We start from the raw sequence: 15,129 nt of genomic DNA, 5'->3' as shown, positions 1-15,129 counted from the left end.
CATCCTTTCAAATAATTATTTGTTTTTAAATTCTTTTTCTTTTACTTTGTTTACGAAGCATTCCATTCCGTAAGTTTGATCTTCTGTTGCGAAGCAATCCGAGAAATCTTTTACTTCGATAGCGATAGCTGAATCCATATCTGTTTGAAGTCCAGCGTTGATTGCTTTTTTAGATTGAGCAACAGCAATTGGAGCGTTCTTGCAGATTCCATTAGCCATCTTTAAAGCAGTTGCCATTAATTCTTCTTGAGGAACGACCGCATTTACTAATCCAATAGCCAATGCTTTATCTGCTTTGATATTACGAGCTGTAAAGATCATTTCTTTAGCAATTCCAGCAGGTACTAAACGAGCTAAACGTTGAGTTCCACCAAAACCTGGAGTAATACCTAATCCTACTTCTGGTTGTCCAAATACAGCATTTTCAGCCGCAATACGAATATCACAAGCCATGCTTAATTCACATCCACCACCTAATGCAAAACCATTTACTGCTGCAATTACTGGGCAGTGTAAAGTTTCAATTTGACGGAAGATTTTGTTTCCGTAAGCTCCATATTCAGCAGCTTCTTCAACAGTTTTGTCTTTCATTTCAGCAATATCTGCACCAGCAACGAATGATTTGTTTCCAGCACCAGTGATAACTACACAATAAGTATCTTTATCTGCTTCTACTGTATTCACAGCTTCTTCTAAGTCGTTTAATACAGCTGTTGATAAAGCGTTTAATGCTTTTTCACGATTAATTGTGATAATTGAAACGTGACCTTGTTTTTCTAATAATACGTTTTCCATGATTGTTCTCCTCTATATTTAAATAAAAAGTGAAACAACGAGTGTTTCACTTTAGTTATTTCACTAGTTGTAGCTGTAGAATCCTTGTTTAGTTTTTTGACCTAATTTTCCAGCACGAACCATTTTCTTTAATAATGTACATGGACGATATTTTGGATCTCCTGTTTCAGTATATAATACTTCCATTACATCTAAAACAATATCCAATCCAATTAAGTCACCCAAAGCCAATGGTCCCATTGGGTGGTTAGCTCCAAGTTTCATAGCTGTATCGATATCTTCAACACTTGCCAATCCTTCTTGGTAAATGAAGCAAGCTTCATTGATCATTGGAATTAAGATACGGTTAACTACGAATCCAGGTCCTTCAGCAACTTCTACTGGAGTTTTTCCTAATGATTTAGAGCATTCGATGATAGCTTCTTTTGTTTCAACTGGAGTGTTTTCACCAGAAATAACTTCAACTAATTTCATACGATCAGCTGGGTTAAAGAAGTGCATACCGATAACGTTGTGTTTGATTCCGTTAGCAATTTCAGTAACACTTAAACTTGAAGTGTTTGTTCCGAAAATGCAGTCTTCTTTACAGATTTCATCTAAAGTCTTGAATAAGTCTTTTTTGATTTCCATTTTTTCAAGAACAGCTTCAACGATTAAATCGCAGTCAGCTAAGTCTTTGTATTCACCAGCAGTTAAGTTAGCTTTGATACCTTCTGCTTTTTCAGCAGTCATTTTTTCACGAGATACTAATTTATCTAATTTAGCACAAATTTTGTTGATACCATTTTGTGCCCATTCGATTTTAATATCACACACAGTTACATTGTATCCAGCTGTAGCAAATGCATTGGCAATACCTTGCCCCATTGTTCCAGCACCAATAACACCTACATTTTTCATTTTAAATATGCTCCTTTTTATTATTCAGCTTTTGCAGCTTTAATTGATTCTACTAATAAAGGTAATACAGTTGCGCAATCTCCAACAAATCCCATGTTAGAAATATTGAAGATTTCTGCTTGAGGGTCACGGTTGATAGAGATGATCAAATCTGATTTATCCATACCTGCACAGTGTTGTACAGCTCCAGAAATACCGCAAGCAATATATAATGAAGGACGTACAGTCTTACCTGTTTGACCTACCTGACGATCTTTGTCTAAGAATCCATCTTCAACAACGGCACGTGTACAGCAAACTACTCCACCTAATTCGTCAGCTACTTTTTGAAGTACATCTAAGCAGTTTTCAGCACCACGACCAGCACCTACTAAGATGTCAGCTTTTGTGATATCTACATCAGCTTTAACTTTTTCAATTACTTTTTCTACGAATACTTGAGGATCTGTTGTTCTCCAAGTTGGTGTAAATTCTTCAACTTCACCAGTACGAGTTGTATCTGCTGGAGCTAATTCGAATACTTTTGGTCGAATTGTAGCCATCTGTGGACGAGTATCTTTACATACGATTGTACCAAATAAGTTACCACCGAATGTAGGACGAGTTACGTCTAATAATGATTCACCATTTTCTTTAGCATATTCTAAGTCTACTTCGATCTTAGTAGCATCTGCAGTTAGACCTACATTTAAACGAGCAGCTACACGTGGTGCTAAATCACGTCCTAATGGAGTGGCACCAGTTAACATTGAATCTGGTTTGTGAGCTAAAACAACTTGTGTTAAAGCATCAGCATAGAATTGAGTTGAATAGTCTTTTAATAAAGCATCATCAACAACGATTACTTTATCAGCTCCGTGACTAATAACTTCTTGAGCTTTTTCTTTTACATTTTCTCCAAGCAATACACCAACTACTTTGTATCCAAATTCAGGGATAGAAGCAACTAGTTTTCTTGCTTCTGAAATAAGTTCATAACTTACTTCTGCAATGTTTCCGTTTTCTTGTTCAACGAAAACGAAGATATCTTTAAATTCTTCAAATCGAGCCATTCTACTTCATCCTCCCTACTTTGTAATGATTTGCTTTTCTTTCAAAGTCTTAGCAATCATATCTGCAGTTTCCTGCTCAGACAATGTGAATACTTCTGTTTTATCAGTAACGTCTTTTGTGAAAGTAGTTTTAACTGATGTAGGAGAACCTTTGAAACCAACTGTTTCAGGATCAATTCCTAACTCAGCATTTGTTAAAACTTCAATCTTGTCTTCTTTACACAAGTCAACGATATTATCACATTGCATGTAACGAGGTTTGTTCATTCCGGATAATGTTGTGATAACACATGGCAACTTAGCAGTTACGATTTGTTCAACATCTTCTAATGAACGTTTTACTGTGATTGAATCTTCTTTTACTTCTAAGATTTCATCTACGTAAGTAATTTGAGGAATATCCAAACGTTCAGCAGTTTGAGGTCCTACCTGAGCAGTATCACCATCGATAGCTTGACGACCAGCGATAACTAAGTCGAATCCTACTTTTTTCAAAGCAGCAGCTAAAGCAATACTTGTAGCACATGTATCAGACCCACCTAATACACGGTCTGTTAATAAAACACCTTTGTCAGCACCCATAGCAACGCCTTCTTTTAACATTTCAGCAGCTTTAGGTAATCCCATTGTCATTACGACAACTTCAGTGTCAGGGTTTTTATCTTTTAATTCCAATGCAGCTTCCAAACCAGCTAAATCATCAGGGTTTGTGATTGCAGGAACACCGTCACGAATTAACGCACCCGTTTTTTTATCAACTGTAATTTCAGTTGAATCCGGAACTTGTTTTTCTAAAACAACGATTTTCATTTTTCAACACCAATTCCTTTCTTACTTCAACATAGCGCCAGAGATAACCATACGTTGTACTTCTGAAGTACCTTCGTAGATTTCTGTAATCTTAGCATCTCTAAACATTCTTTCTACTGGTAAGTCACGAGTATATCCGTATCCACCTAACAATTGGATAGCCTTAGTTGTAACTTCCATTGCTGTTTCAGCAGCGAATAATTTTGCTTCAGCTGCTAATTGAGTATAAGGACGACCTTCTTGTTTAGCAGTAGCTGCAGAGTATACTAACCAACGAGCTGCATCAGTTTTTGTTTGCATATCAGCTAATTGGAATTGAGTGTTTTGGAATTTAGCGATTGGACGACCAAATTGTTTACGTTGTTTTACATAAGCAACTGCTTCGTCGATAGCACCTTGAGCAATTCCTAATGCTTGAGCAGCGATACCAATACGTCCACCATCAAGTGTCTGCATGGCAATCTTGAATCCCATACCTTCTTTTCCTAATAAGTTTTCTTTTGGAATACGTACATTATTGAAAATTAATTCACATGTAGCAGATCCACGAATACCTAATTTCTTTTCGTGAAGACCGAATGTGAATCCTGGAGTTCCTTTTTCAAGAATGAAAGCAGAAATTCCACGAGTTCCCTTTGTTTTGTCTGTCATGGCAAAAATTACATATACATCAGCTTCTCCAGCATTTGTAATGAAGATTTTTGTACCATTGATAACATATTCGTCACCATCTAATACAGCTGTTGTTTGTTGTCCAGCAGCATCTGTACCGGCATTTGGTTCAGTTAAACCAAAGGCAGCTAATTTCTTACCTGTACATAGATCAGTTAAGAATCTTTGTTTTTGTTCTTCAGTACCAAATTGAGCAATTGGCCAAGTACCTAATGAAGTGTGAGCTGATAAAACTACACCACTTGTTGCACATGTTTTAGACAATTCTTCAATTGCTAAAATGTAGCATAAATAATCTGCGCCAGCTCCTCCATATTCGCGAGAATAAGGAATACCAAGCATCTTAGCTTGACGCATCACTTCTACAGATTCCTTAGGGAATCTTTCGTTTTCGTCAACATCCGCTGCGTTTTCTTTTACTTCGTTTTGCGCAACTTCTCTGAACAACTTTTGCATCATTAATTGTTGTTCTGTTAAATTGAAATCCATAAATGAAGTTCTCCTTTCCAGTTTTCTTGAACTATTCGAATTAGGACATCGATAGCATGAGAAAGTATGTTAAACTTTTCACACAGTCATATTCTACATACTTTTTTGAGTGTCGTCAATGATTTTGTTAATATTTTAACAAATTGTTTTAAACACATATTCTTATTAATATATATAAAGTATTTTTAACATGTGAAAATATAAACAAGTGGTTGACATCCCCTATTTTAAGGACTAGACTAAGCATGTAAAGTAAATCTCGATTCAGAGTAGAAAGTAGGTATACAAATGAGAAAAGCTTATATTGTTGCTGCGAAACGTAGTGCAATTGGTACTTTTTTAGGAAGTCTAACAGATGTTGATTTAGCAACTGTTGGGGCTACAGTTTTAAAAGAAACTATTAAACAAGCAAACATTGATCCAGCAAACTTGGATGAAGTTATTATTGGTAACGTAATCGCTGCAGGTTTAGGACAAAACATTGCTCGTCACGTTGCATTCGATGCAGGTATTCCTGTTGAAGTATGTGCACAATCTATCAATATGTTATGTGGTTCAGGTTTGAAAGCCGTTATGGAAGCTACACTTCGTATTCAAGCTAACTTTGGTGACTTATATGTTGCTGGTGGTGTTGAATCTATGACACGTGCTCCATTCATGTTGAGCTACAAAAACCGTACAGGAACTAAAATGGGAGACCAAAAATTAGTGGATGCTATGTTACATGATGGTTTAACAGATGCAATGTATGGAATTCACATGGGATGTACTGCAGATAACATTGCTAAAAAATACAACATTTCACGTGAAGCACAAGATGAATTTGCATTTGCTTCTCAAGAAAAAGCTTTAGCTGCTATTGCTGCAGGTAAATTTAAAGACGAAATTGTTCCTATTACTTATAAAACTCGTAAAGGTGAAGTAATATTCGATACAGACGAACACCCTCGTAAAACAAGCTTAGAAAAATTAGCTAAATTACGTCCAGCCTTCAACGCAGATGGAACTGTAACTGCAGGTAATGCTTCTGGTATCAATGATGGTGCTTCATTTACAATCGTTGCTAGTGAAGACGCTGTTAAGAAATATAACTTAACACCAATTGCTGAAGTTATCGGATTTGGACAAGGTGGAGTTGATCCACGAGTTATGGGATTAGGTCCTACTCCAGCTATCTTAAATGCATTAAAATATGCAGATCTAAAGATTGAAGATCTTGACTTAGTTGAATTGAATGAAGCATTTGCTGCTCAATCATTAGGTGTTATCCACGAATTAGAAGAAGCTACAGGTATGGATCGTGAAGCATTCTTAGCTAAGACAAACGTAAATGGTGGAGCCATTGCTTTAGGTCACCCAGTAGGTGCTAGTGGAAACCGTATCTTAGTTTCATTGTTATACGAAATGCAAAAACGTAAATCAAAAATTGGTCTTGCTTCCCTATGTATTGGTGGAGGACAAGGTGCCGCTGTTATCGTAAAAATGTGCGATTAATCAATAAGGAGACGTGTTCTCCTTATTTCTTTAAATTCACTTGTGAATTTTTTAATTTGTGATTGATTTTCATCATTCACTATGTTAAAGTTTAAAAGGTAAATGACTAATAGTCTTACATGGAGGAATATTAATATGACAAAAAAAGTAGTTTTAGCAGGTGCATGTCGTACTGCTATTGGTAAAATGGGTGGAGCTTTAAGTAACACTCCAGCTGCTGAATTAGGTTCTATTGTTATTAAAGAAGCATTGAACCGTGCAGGTGTTAAACCTGAACAAGTTGACGAAGTATTAATGGGATGCGTTATCCAAGCTGCTCAAGGACAAAACGTTGCTCGTCAAGCTAGTATCAAAGCTGGTCTACCAATTGAAGTTCCTGCCGTAACATTAAACGTTGTTTGTGGATCTGGTTTGAACTGTGTTAACCAAGCTGCTGCAATGATCATGGCTGGTCAAGCTGATATCGTTGTTGCTGGTGGTATGGAAAACATGTCAATGGCACCATATGCTATGACTAAAGCACGTTTCGGTTACCGTATGAACAACGCTACTATCGTTGATACAATGGTAAATGATGCATTAACAGACGCATTCAACCACTACCACATGATGATCACTGCAGAAAACATCTGTGATCGTTGGAATTTAACTCGTGAAGAATTAGATGAATTCTCAGCTAACTCTCAACAAAAAGCTGAAAAAGCAATGGCTGAACACAAATTCGATGATGAAATCGTACCAGTTCCAGTTAAAGTTAAAAAAGATATCGTTGAATTTAAAGTGGATGAAGGACCTCGTCCAGGAACAACTGCTGAATCATTATCTAAATTACGTTGCTGCTCTGGTAAAGAAGGCGGAATGGTAACTGCTGGTAATGCTTCAGGAATCAATGATGGTGCTGCTGCAATCGTTGTTATGAGCGAAGAAAAAGCTAAAGAATTAGGTGTTACACCAATGGCTACTTGGGTACAAGGTGCATTAGCTGGTGTTGAACCAGAAGTAATGGGTATTGGACCGGTTGCTGCCACTCGTAAAGTTATGGAAAGAACTGGATTAACAGTTGATGATATGGACTTAATCGAAGCAAACGAAGCTTTCGCTGCACAATCAGTTGCTGTTGCTAGAGACTTAGGATTCGATATGAGCAAAGTTAACGTTAACGGTGGCGCCGTTGCATTAGGACACCCTGTTGGAGCTAGTGGATGCCGTATCCTAGTTACTTTACTTCACGAAATGCAAAAACGTGATGCTAAGAAAGGTTTAGCTACACTTTGCATCGGTGGTGGTATGGGTTGTGCGACTATCGTAGAACGTGACTGATTTAAATCAATAATAACTGACTACTCCTAAAAAGAGATTCAGACAAAACTGAATCTCTTTTTTCATTGTTTTAACAATTTTACTGCTATAATCTATATGAAGGAGTAACTATGAAATATAATCTACATCAAATACTATTTATTATCGCAGGCATTGCATTTATTATTACCTACCTGTTGTCAAAGAACATCACCTACATACCCTTAGGCATTTGTTTCTTTATACTATCAAGTCAAAATAAAAGAGAAGACCGTTAAGTCTTCTCTATTTTTCGATTTCCTTTAAGATGTTTTCAATCTTATTTCCCTGTTCAAGACTTGTATCTTGAATAAAGATCAATTCTGGCATCTTACGAATCTTAATTTTTTTTGCAACTTGAGAACGAATAAAACCTTTTGATTGATTTAAAACACGCATACCTGCATCGTTACGACCTTGTTTCCCAAGGAATGTAACATAGACTTTGGCTTGTGATAAATCATTTGTACACTGTACATCCGTTATCGTACAAAAACCTAAATTTGGATTTTTCAATTCAAATTGAAGAATATGTGAAATCTCTCTTTGAATTGTCATTTCCATACGTTCTGTTTTTAATGACATACTATTCTTCCACTTCCTGATCTTCGAAGCCTTCTATAATATCTCCCACTTTAATATCATTAAAGTTTTCGATTGTCATACCACATTCGTAACCATTTATAACTTCCTTAACATCATTGTCGAAACGACGTAATGATCCAAGTTTTCCTGTATAGATAACAATACCTTCACGAATCAAACGAACTTTACAGTCACGTTTCATCTTACCATCCATAACCATACATCCGGCAATTGTACCAATCTTACTTACCTTATAGATCTGACGAACATCCGCCTGACCAATGACAACTTCTTCATATACTGGTGCAAGCATACCCTTCATAGCAGCCTGTAATTCTTCAAGAGCCTTATAGATGATGTTGTGTAAACGGATTTCCACGCCTTCTTCTTCGGCTTTTTTACGAATAGCTGCACTAGGACGAATGTTGAATCCATAAATAATCGCATTTGAAGCACTTGCCAATAAGATATCTGATTCTGTAATAGTACCTACAGTTGAACGGATGACATTGATACGAACATTTCCATCAACTTCTAGCTTTTCCATACTTGCCTTTAAAGCTTCCGCAGAACCTTGAACATCGGCTTTGATCAAGACATTGATTTCTTGAACATCACCCTCATCAATTTTCTTAGCCAAATCTTCTAAAGACATAGCACTTGATGAATTACGTTCTTTTTCAATTTGTTTATCCAAACGATGACCCGCGATTTCAGCAGCCTTCTTATAGCTATCATAAGACATGAATACATCACCAGCTCTAGGAACTTCATTTAAACCAATGATTTCAACTGGACAACTTGGTTCAGCATGTTTGATTTCCATACCACGATCGTTTGTCATTTTACGAACACGACCATAACTAGTACCAACTACAACACTATCTCCCGTTTGTAATGTACCACGCTGAACTAATAATGTCGCAACTGGTCCACGACCTTTATCCAACTTGGCTTCAATTACTGTACCAGAAGCATTTGTATCTGGATTTGCTTTTAATTCTTGCATATCTGCCACTAACAACATTGTTTCCAACAATTCTGGAACACCTGTTCCCTTTTTAGCAGAAACTTGAGTAAAGATTGTATCTCCACCCCATTCTTCAGGCATAATTCCTAGTTCACTCATTTCAGACATGATACGATCTGGATTTGCGCCTGGCTTATCAATTTTATTTACCGCAACTACAATTGGAACACCCGCTGCTTTAGCATGGTCTACTGCTTCTTTTGTCTGAGGCATGACACCATCATCTGCTGCAACAACGATAATAACGATATCAGTTACTTCAGCACCACGAGCACGCATAGCTGTAAATGCTTCGTGACCTGGAGTATCTAAGAATGTTACCTTTCTTCCCTTTAAGGATACTTGGTACGCACCAATGTGCTGTGTAATACCACCAAATTCTCCTTCTGTAACATTCGCTTTACGAATTGTATCCAATAATGTTGTTTTACCATGGTCAACGTGACCCATGATTGTGACAACAGGAGGACGAGACACTAGTTTTGATTCATCTTCTTCCACATTTTGAAGTTGTTCTTCAATATCATCTTCGTCAACAACAACCTCTTTATGTACTTCCACATTGAAGTTCATACAGATCAATTCAATATCCTCATCTGACAATACTGTATTGATTGTTGACATATTTCCCATCATAAATAAGAATTTAATGATTTCAGAACTATTTTTGTGAAGCAATTGTGCTAACTGACCTACAGTAATCGCATCACTATATGTGATTTCCTTTACTACTTCTTCCTTTTTAGGTGCATTAGACTGATACGAACTCTTATGCCCTTTTCGATTTGGTTTCTTTTTGTTTTTATTGTTGTTGTTATAAGCCATCGAATCACCTAACCTTTCATCTTTTCGATAATCGCTTTGGCAAAGCCATTATCTACAATCGCAATAGCACTCATCTTTTTATAAGAAACATCATCTAATACAGATGGTTCTACCACTATATACGGCACATTGTAATATGTGCATTTATCCTGAATCTTCTTCATACGGTTTTGTCCGCATAAAGAAGATACAAGTACAAGTTTTGCTTGAGATTTTTGAATACTAACAAGTAAAGAATCACCCTTTGCTACTTTACCAGCACGATAAGCTAGCTGTATCAAATTCGTAACTTTATTCATTGGTAATGATTGCTTCTAATTCCTGATATACTTCATCAGGAATTTCAGTTTCTAAAGCCCTTTGTAAAGCCTTATTCTTTTTGGCAAGAGCCAACGTTTCTAAGCTTTTAGAAATATAAGCCCCATGCCCATTCTTTTTACCTGTCAAATCGATCTCAATTGTTTGTTCAGGTGTACGTACCACACGAATCAAATCCTTTTTTGGGAAACGTTCTTGTGTTACGACACATTTTCGCATTGGAATCTTACGCATTAAACAAACTCCTAGTCATCATAGTATTCATCATATTCTTCGTAGTCAACATCATCGTCCCAGGCATTTTCATCTTCATATTCCTGTTCTTCGATTTCTGCTAACTCTTCATCCGAATAGATTGGTTTCATATCTTCATAGTTGAATTTTTTTACTTCAACTGGTTTCTTTTCTTCTTCAACCTTTTCTTTTTTAGGTTTAGAAACTTGAGGCTCTTCTTGTTTATTTGAAGCATCTGCCATAGATTCAAACTTAGAAGTATATTCCTTTACATCGGCAGCTGTCTTTTCTTTACGATTTTGTTTCGCAATACGAGCCAATTCTTCCATTTCATCGACTTCTTTTTCTTCAACTGTATTTTCTTTTTCAAATAATGTATCTTGAGAATGTTCTTCAACAGCATCCACTTCTTCATCTTCATAAGTAAAATCAGCTACATCGATGTTTTCAATATCTGCTTCATTTGACTTTAATTCTTCAATCTTCTGTTGTTGCTTATAAGCACGTTCTTTGGCTTTCTTTTCTTCATACTCTTCTTGCATTTTCGCACTAATAGCCATGTAATCAATACCCAATTCCTGCATTTCGCTTTCCGATTTGATATCGATCTTGTGATTTGTTAATTTTACAGCCAAACGCGCATTTTTACCACGCTTACCAATTGCCAATGATAATTGATTATCTGGAACAACAACAATCAATCCGTCTTTTACATTTTCATTTGGAATCACCGCAACACCCACACTAGGGCTTAATGCATTCGCAATTAACTCACTAATGTTGTCAGACCATTCGAAGATATCGATTTTTTCACCGTTCAATTCTTCAATAATTGTCTGTACACGACTTCCACGAGGACCAATACATGCTCCAATTGGGTCGATGTTTTCATTGTGTGAATAAACGGCAATCTTACATCTTTCACCAGGATCACGAGCAATGGCTTTAATTTCAATAATTCCATTGTAGATTTCTGGAACTTCACGTTCGAATAAACGACGAACAAATACTGGAGTTGCACGAGACACTAAAACTTGAGCACCCTTTGTTTCTTTGTTGACTTCAGTAATCACAACTAATATGTTGTCGCCTTCCTTATAATGTTCTGTTGGAATCTGAGCTGATTTTTTCATCATCGCAAATGTTTTACCAATATTTACAATGACGAATTTTTCTTCAACTGTTTCAATCGTTCCTAAAACCATTTCATCGACTTTGTCACAATATTCTTCGTAAACCAATGCTTTTTCAGCTTCACGAATCTTTTGTTTCATTACGTTTTTGGCAAGTACAACAGCCGCACGATCAAAATCCGTAAAATCTACTTCTTCTCCAACCATATCACCTAATTGAATGTTTGGATTTTCTTTTTGAGCTTCTTCCAGTTCGATTTCTAATTCATCATCTTCCACTTCTTCAACAGCCATACGCTCGTGATAAATGTGAATCGTTCCATCCTCAACATCCACACGAACATAAGCATCTGGAATTTCGATGTGTTTGCGGTAAGCCTTTGTCAAAGCTTCTTTTAAAGCATCTTCAACAATTTCTTTCGTTAATTGACGATCTGTTTCAATGCCCTGTAGAGCTTTTGCTAAATCTGCAACTTTAATTTTTGGTTTCATCTTTTTTCTCCTATACCTTTACAGCCGTCATAATCAGCTGAATGTTACTCTTTTCAATAGTGATCTTCTTAGTTCTTGTTTTATCACGATATGAAATCGTTACATCATTTTCTGTAGCTTCAATTAGATCACCGATGACTTGATCTAAGCCTTGTTTTGGATCTTTCATTTTGACAAAAACATATTTGCCAACTGCTCTTTGAATTTCTTCATCCGTACGAAGCTCTCTTTCCGCTCCTGGCGAACAAACTTCAAGCATGTATTCTTTGGCATACCAGTCTTTTTCATCAAGCATTGTGCCAATCGCATCTGAACAAGTTGCACAAGTATCCAAATCCATTGTACCGTCTTCTTTTTCAACCGAAACTCTTAATAATGGTGTACCTTGATTTGTAATCCATTCTAATTCATACAAATGGCATCCATTGTCATTAAGAACTTCTTCAATCCATTCTTTAAGATTGTCCATACATTTCTCCTTAGTAGCAAAATATAAGGAGTGGTACAACCCACTCCTTGAATCTCTATACAATTTATTTATAGCACAAAAAAGCTTTTTTTGCAACTATTTGTTTTCTTCAAGCTCAACATGACGAAGAATAATCGTCTTGATTAGCTCAGCTGCAAGCTTTGGATCATCATTACATACAATATATTTGTATTGTGATACCATTTTCATTTCATTGCTAGCCTTGGCAAGACGTTGTTGAATGATTTCTTCAGGCTCAGTGCTACGACCACGAATACGTCTTTCCAATTCCTCCATTGAAGGTGGAATAATAAAGATAGAAATCGCATCCGGACACTTTTCCTGGACTTGAATCGCTCCCTGCACTTCAATTTCCAATAAGACATTCTTTCCTTCATCGCGCAAGCGATTGACTTCCTTTAAAGGTGTTCCATAATAGTTTCCGACAAACTCGGCCCACTCTAAAAGTCCACCTTCTTGAATGGCTTTTTCAAAATCTTCACGTGTTGAGAAGAAATAATCTCTTCCATCCACTTCTCCAGCACGTGGTTTACGTGTTGTCATTGATGTGGAATACGCTAAATTTAGGCGTTCATCTGTTTCAAAATATTTTCGAATTGTCCCTTTACCAACACCACTAGGACCGCTCAAAATGATTAATAGACCTCTTTGCATGACAATCTTGCTCTCCCTCTTTTCATCCATTTTACAAGTCCAAACCATGTGTGTCAAATTTAATTTAACTATGTTATAATTCTTATCAGACTAAGGAGGTCCACTATGGCTATTGACGGATTATTTTTATACAATATTCAAGAAAAATTAAACGCATATACCCCATGTAAAATTGGTAAAATACAAAATATCAGCGATGAAGAAATATTGATTCATCTACACACACGAAATGAAGGAAACCAAAAGCTTGTCATTAATGTACATTCCAACACAAACCGTGTATATATCGCAAACTTTGTTCCTGGCATTCAACCAGAACCATCCAACTTTGTAATGGTCTTAAGAAAGCTCTGCTCACAAGCCATTGTCGAATCTTTTGAACAAGTTGGCTATGACCGCATTTTATGTTTACACTTATCTTGTCGCAATGAATTTCAAGACCTTGTGAAATACGATCTAAATATCGAACTTATGGGGAAATACGCCAATATGATCTTAGTCAAAGATGATGTAATTGTAGATGCATTAAAACGGATTCCCGTATATGAAAATGCCAAACGATTCATCCATCCAGGCGCAAACTATGTAGCTCCTGCTCAACCGGAAAAGAAAAATCCGTTTGAGATCCAAGATATCGATTTAGATCAAAGTCTTGTTAAACAGATCTATGGCTTTTCACCATTACTATCCAATGAATTTATGTATCGCATAAAAAACAACGAAAAATACATCAATATATTAAATGAACTTATTACTTCTAACACTTTATATATCTATCAAAAAGATTTTCATTGTATTGAACTCAAACATTTAAATGAACAACCAAATACCTATACGATCATGGAAGGGCTAAATCATTTATATGAAGAAGATGAACAAAAAAAGCGGATCAAAGAACAATATGGCGATATTATTCGTACTGTAGAAAAGGAAAAATTGAAACAAACAAAAAAGCTTCCAAAGCTAGAACAAGCCTTAGAAGATGGAAAAGACTATCATAAATATCAAGAATATGGTGATTTGATCTTTGCGTATATGTACCAGATTCAAAAAGAAAAAACAATTGTATTACCTTCTTTTGAAACCAATGAAGATGTAACAATTCCAATTGATATGCGTTACGATCTAAAAACAAATGCGAATAAATATTATCAGAAATATCATAAGATGAAACGTAGTTTAGTGATCTTAGAAGAACAAATTGAACAATGTAAACAAGATATTGAATACTATACACAACTCGAAGAACAGCTTCAATACTGCAGTGTCTTTGATGCTGGGGAAATTCGAGAGGAACTTGTTAAACAACGTGTATTGATGCCTAAAAAGGACAATAAACGTAAAAGGAAGAACAATAAGCCAAATGTCCTTCATTTAGAATTTGATGATTGTGAAATCTATGTAGGTAAAAATAACATTCAAAATAACTATGTGACACACCAAGTCTCTAGAAAGAACGATTTATGGTTCCATGTGAAAGACTATCACGGTTCGCACGTACTATTAAAGAGTGAAGACTTTACCGAACCACAAATTCGATTATGCGCAATGTTAGCCGCGTATTACTCAAAAGGTAAAGATTCAAGTTCCGTACCCGTAGATTATTGTTTGATCTCACAAATTAAAAAGGTACCTGGATCTAAGATTGGTTTTGTGACAATGAAATCCAATAAGACCATTTATATTGACCCAGATGAAAATCATTTATTAGAAATCATTAAAAATCATCAAATAAAGTAAAAGAGATGGAAAATTCCATCTCTTCAGATTGTTGACAAAAGCCTATACCTTTTCGTAAGGGCATAGGCTTTTTATTGT

General features: G+C 36.1%; 15 protein-coding genes. 3 read left to right on the top strand and 12 right to left on the bottom strand.

Annotated elements, in window-relative coordinates:
- Positions 1-15: 15 nt before the first annotated feature.
- The 5 genes from LJE08_RS02955 to LJE08_RS02935 form a co-directional block, all read right to left on the bottom strand.
- Complete coding sequence (locus LJE08_RS02955) at positions 16-795, bottom strand: enoyl-CoA hydratase-related protein (RefSeq protein ID WP_117923895.1); 780 nt, start codon at positions 793-795, stop codon at positions 16-18.
- Positions 796-858: 63 nt separating this feature from the next.
- Positions 859-1,695 carry a 3-hydroxyacyl-CoA dehydrogenase family protein gene (locus LJE08_RS02950; protein WP_117923893.1) on the bottom strand — a complete coding sequence of 279 codons (837 nt, stop codon included), beginning with the start codon at positions 1,693-1,695 and terminating at the stop codon, positions 859-861.
- A 20-nt stretch (positions 1,696-1,715) separates the two neighbouring features.
- Positions 1,716-2,747 carry an electron transfer flavoprotein subunit alpha/FixB family protein gene (locus tag LJE08_RS02945; RefSeq protein ID WP_117923891.1) on the bottom strand — a complete coding sequence of 344 codons (1,032 nt, stop codon included), beginning with the start codon at positions 2,745-2,747 and terminating at the stop codon, positions 1,716-1,718.
- 15 nt (positions 2,748-2,762) lie between these two features.
- Positions 2,763-3,557, bottom strand: coding sequence for an electron transfer flavoprotein subunit beta/FixA family protein (locus tag LJE08_RS02940; protein WP_117571807.1), 795 nt, complete (start codon positions 3,555-3,557; stop codon positions 2,763-2,765).
- A gap of 21 nt (positions 3,558-3,578) precedes the next feature.
- Positions 3,579-4,718: an acyl-CoA dehydrogenase gene (locus tag LJE08_RS02935; RefSeq protein WP_117571806.1), complete on the bottom strand. Its 1,140-nt coding sequence runs from the start codon at positions 4,716-4,718 to the stop codon at positions 3,579-3,581.
- 288 nt (positions 4,719-5,006) lie between these two features.
- Here LJE08_RS02935 and LJE08_RS02930 point away from each other — a divergent pair, with 288 nt between their 5' ends.
- Together LJE08_RS02930 and LJE08_RS02925 are read left to right on the top strand one after the other, a co-directional pair.
- On the top strand, positions 5,007-6,212 hold the full coding sequence (locus LJE08_RS02930; RefSeq protein WP_186998416.1) for an acetyl-CoA C-acetyltransferase: 1,206 nt from the start codon (positions 5,007-5,009) through the stop codon (positions 6,210-6,212).
- Between the two features lie 135 nt (positions 6,213-6,347).
- Positions 6,348-7,532: an acetyl-CoA C-acetyltransferase gene (locus tag LJE08_RS02925; RefSeq protein WP_117923889.1), complete on the top strand. Its 1,185-nt coding sequence runs from the start codon at positions 6,348-6,350 to the stop codon at positions 7,530-7,532.
- Between the two features lie 264 nt (positions 7,533-7,796).
- Here the strand turns inward: LJE08_RS02925 and rbfA are convergent, their stop codons facing one another.
- From rbfA to gmk, 7 genes are all read right to left on the bottom strand, one after another.
- Entirely contained in the window at positions 7,797-8,135 is a 339-nt protein-coding gene (rbfA, locus tag LJE08_RS02920) for a 30S ribosome-binding factor RbfA (protein ID WP_186998417.1), read from the bottom strand.
- A gap of 1 nt (position 8,136) precedes the next feature.
- The gene (infB, locus tag LJE08_RS02915) at positions 8,137-9,990 is read right to left on the bottom strand and encodes a translation initiation factor IF-2 (protein ID WP_186998418.1); all 1,854 of its coding nucleotides are present in this window, start codon (positions 9,988-9,990) and stop codon (positions 8,137-8,139) included.
- Between the two features lie 8 nt (positions 9,991-9,998).
- Positions 9,999-10,289: a ribosomal L7Ae/L30e/S12e/Gadd45 family protein gene (locus LJE08_RS02910; protein WP_117923883.1), complete on the bottom strand. Its 291-nt coding sequence runs from the start codon at positions 10,287-10,289 to the stop codon at positions 9,999-10,001.
- Positions 10,282-10,542, bottom strand: a complete 261-nt coding sequence (rnpM, locus tag LJE08_RS02905; protein ID WP_117571801.1) for an RNase P modulator RnpM — start codon at positions 10,540-10,542, stop codon at positions 10,282-10,284. Before rnpM ends, LJE08_RS02910 begins: the two co-directional genes overlap by 8 nt.
- An 11-nt stretch (positions 10,543-10,553) precedes the next feature.
- Positions 10,554-12,167: a transcription termination factor NusA gene (nusA, locus tag LJE08_RS02900; protein WP_222620921.1), complete on the bottom strand. Its 1,614-nt coding sequence runs from the start codon at positions 12,165-12,167 to the stop codon at positions 10,554-10,556.
- Between the two features lie 10 nt (positions 12,168-12,177).
- Entirely contained in the window at positions 12,178-12,636 is a 459-nt protein-coding gene (gene rimP / locus LJE08_RS02895; RefSeq protein WP_117923879.1) for a ribosome maturation factor RimP, read from the bottom strand.
- Between the two features lie 96 nt (positions 12,637-12,732).
- On the bottom strand, positions 12,733-13,311 hold the full coding sequence (gene gmk / locus LJE08_RS02890) for a guanylate kinase (RefSeq protein ID WP_117923877.1): 579 nt from the start codon (positions 13,309-13,311) through the stop codon (positions 12,733-12,735).
- Between the two features lie 105 nt (positions 13,312-13,416).
- Here gmk and LJE08_RS02885 point away from each other — a divergent pair, with 105 nt between their 5' ends.
- The gene (locus LJE08_RS02885; protein WP_227402361.1) at positions 13,417-15,051 is read left to right on the top strand and encodes an NFACT family protein; all 1,635 of its coding nucleotides are present in this window, start codon (positions 13,417-13,419) and stop codon (positions 15,049-15,051) included.
- The last annotated feature ends 78 nt before the right edge of the window (positions 15,052-15,129 follow it).

The organism is Holdemanella sp. DFI.5.55, from assembly GCF_020593575.1.
GTDB lineage: Bacteria > Bacillota_I > Bacilli_A > Erysipelotrichales > Erysipelotrichaceae > Holdemanella > Holdemanella hominis.
Note: the sequence above shows the minus strand (reverse complement) of the source record. Positions and strands in the feature narration are given on the sequence as shown.

What these genes read in the sequence shown, in the direction of transcription:
- infB (WP_186998418.1), bottom strand. Translation starts at nt 9,990, where the DNA reads ATGGCTTATAACAACAACAATAAAAACAAAAAGAAACCAAATCGAAAA.
- LJE08_RS02910 (WP_117923883.1), bottom strand. Translation starts at nt 10,289, where the DNA reads ATGAATAAAGTTACGAATTTGATACAGCTAGCTTATCGTGCTGGTAAA.
- LJE08_RS02935 (WP_117571806.1), bottom strand. Translation starts at nt 4,718, where the DNA reads ATGGATTTCAATTTAACAGAACAACAATTAATGATGCAAAAGTTGTTC.
- gmk (WP_117923877.1), bottom strand. Translation starts at nt 13,311, where the DNA reads ATGCAAAGAGGTCTATTAATCATTTTGAGCGGTCCTAGTGGTGTTGGT.
- LJE08_RS02955 (WP_117923895.1), bottom strand. Translation starts at nt 795, where the DNA reads ATGGAAAACGTATTATTAGAAAAACAAGGTCACGTTTCAATTATCACA.
- LJE08_RS02950 (WP_117923893.1), bottom strand. Translation starts at nt 1,695, where the DNA reads ATGAAAAATGTAGGTGTTATTGGTGCTGGAACAATGGGGCAAGGTATT.
- LJE08_RS02925 (WP_117923889.1), top strand. Translation starts at nt 6,348, where the DNA reads ATGACAAAAAAAGTAGTTTTAGCAGGTGCATGTCGTACTGCTATTGGT.
- rimP (WP_117923879.1), bottom strand. Translation starts at nt 12,636, where the DNA reads ATGGACAATCTTAAAGAATGGATTGAAGAAGTTCTTAATGACAATGGA.
- rbfA (WP_186998417.1), bottom strand. Translation starts at nt 8,135, where the DNA reads ATGTCATTAAAAACAGAACGTATGGAAATGACAATTCAAAGAGAGATT.
- LJE08_RS02945 (WP_117923891.1), bottom strand. Translation starts at nt 2,747, where the DNA reads ATGGCTCGATTTGAAGAATTTAAAGATATCTTCGTTTTCGTTGAACAA.
- LJE08_RS02885 (WP_227402361.1), top strand. Translation starts at nt 13,417, where the DNA reads ATGGCTATTGACGGATTATTTTTATACAATATTCAAGAAAAATTAAAC.
- LJE08_RS02930 (WP_186998416.1), top strand. Translation starts at nt 5,007, where the DNA reads ATGAGAAAAGCTTATATTGTTGCTGCGAAACGTAGTGCAATTGGTACT.
- LJE08_RS02940 (WP_117571807.1), bottom strand. Translation starts at nt 3,557, where the DNA reads ATGAAAATCGTTGTTTTAGAAAAACAAGTTCCGGATTCAACTGAAATT.
- rnpM (WP_117571801.1), bottom strand. Translation starts at nt 10,542, where the DNA reads ATGCGTAAGATTCCAATGCGAAAATGTGTCGTAACACAAGAACGTTTC.
- nusA (WP_222620921.1), bottom strand. Translation starts at nt 12,167, where the DNA reads ATGAAACCAAAAATTAAAGTTGCAGATTTAGCAAAAGCTCTACAGGGC.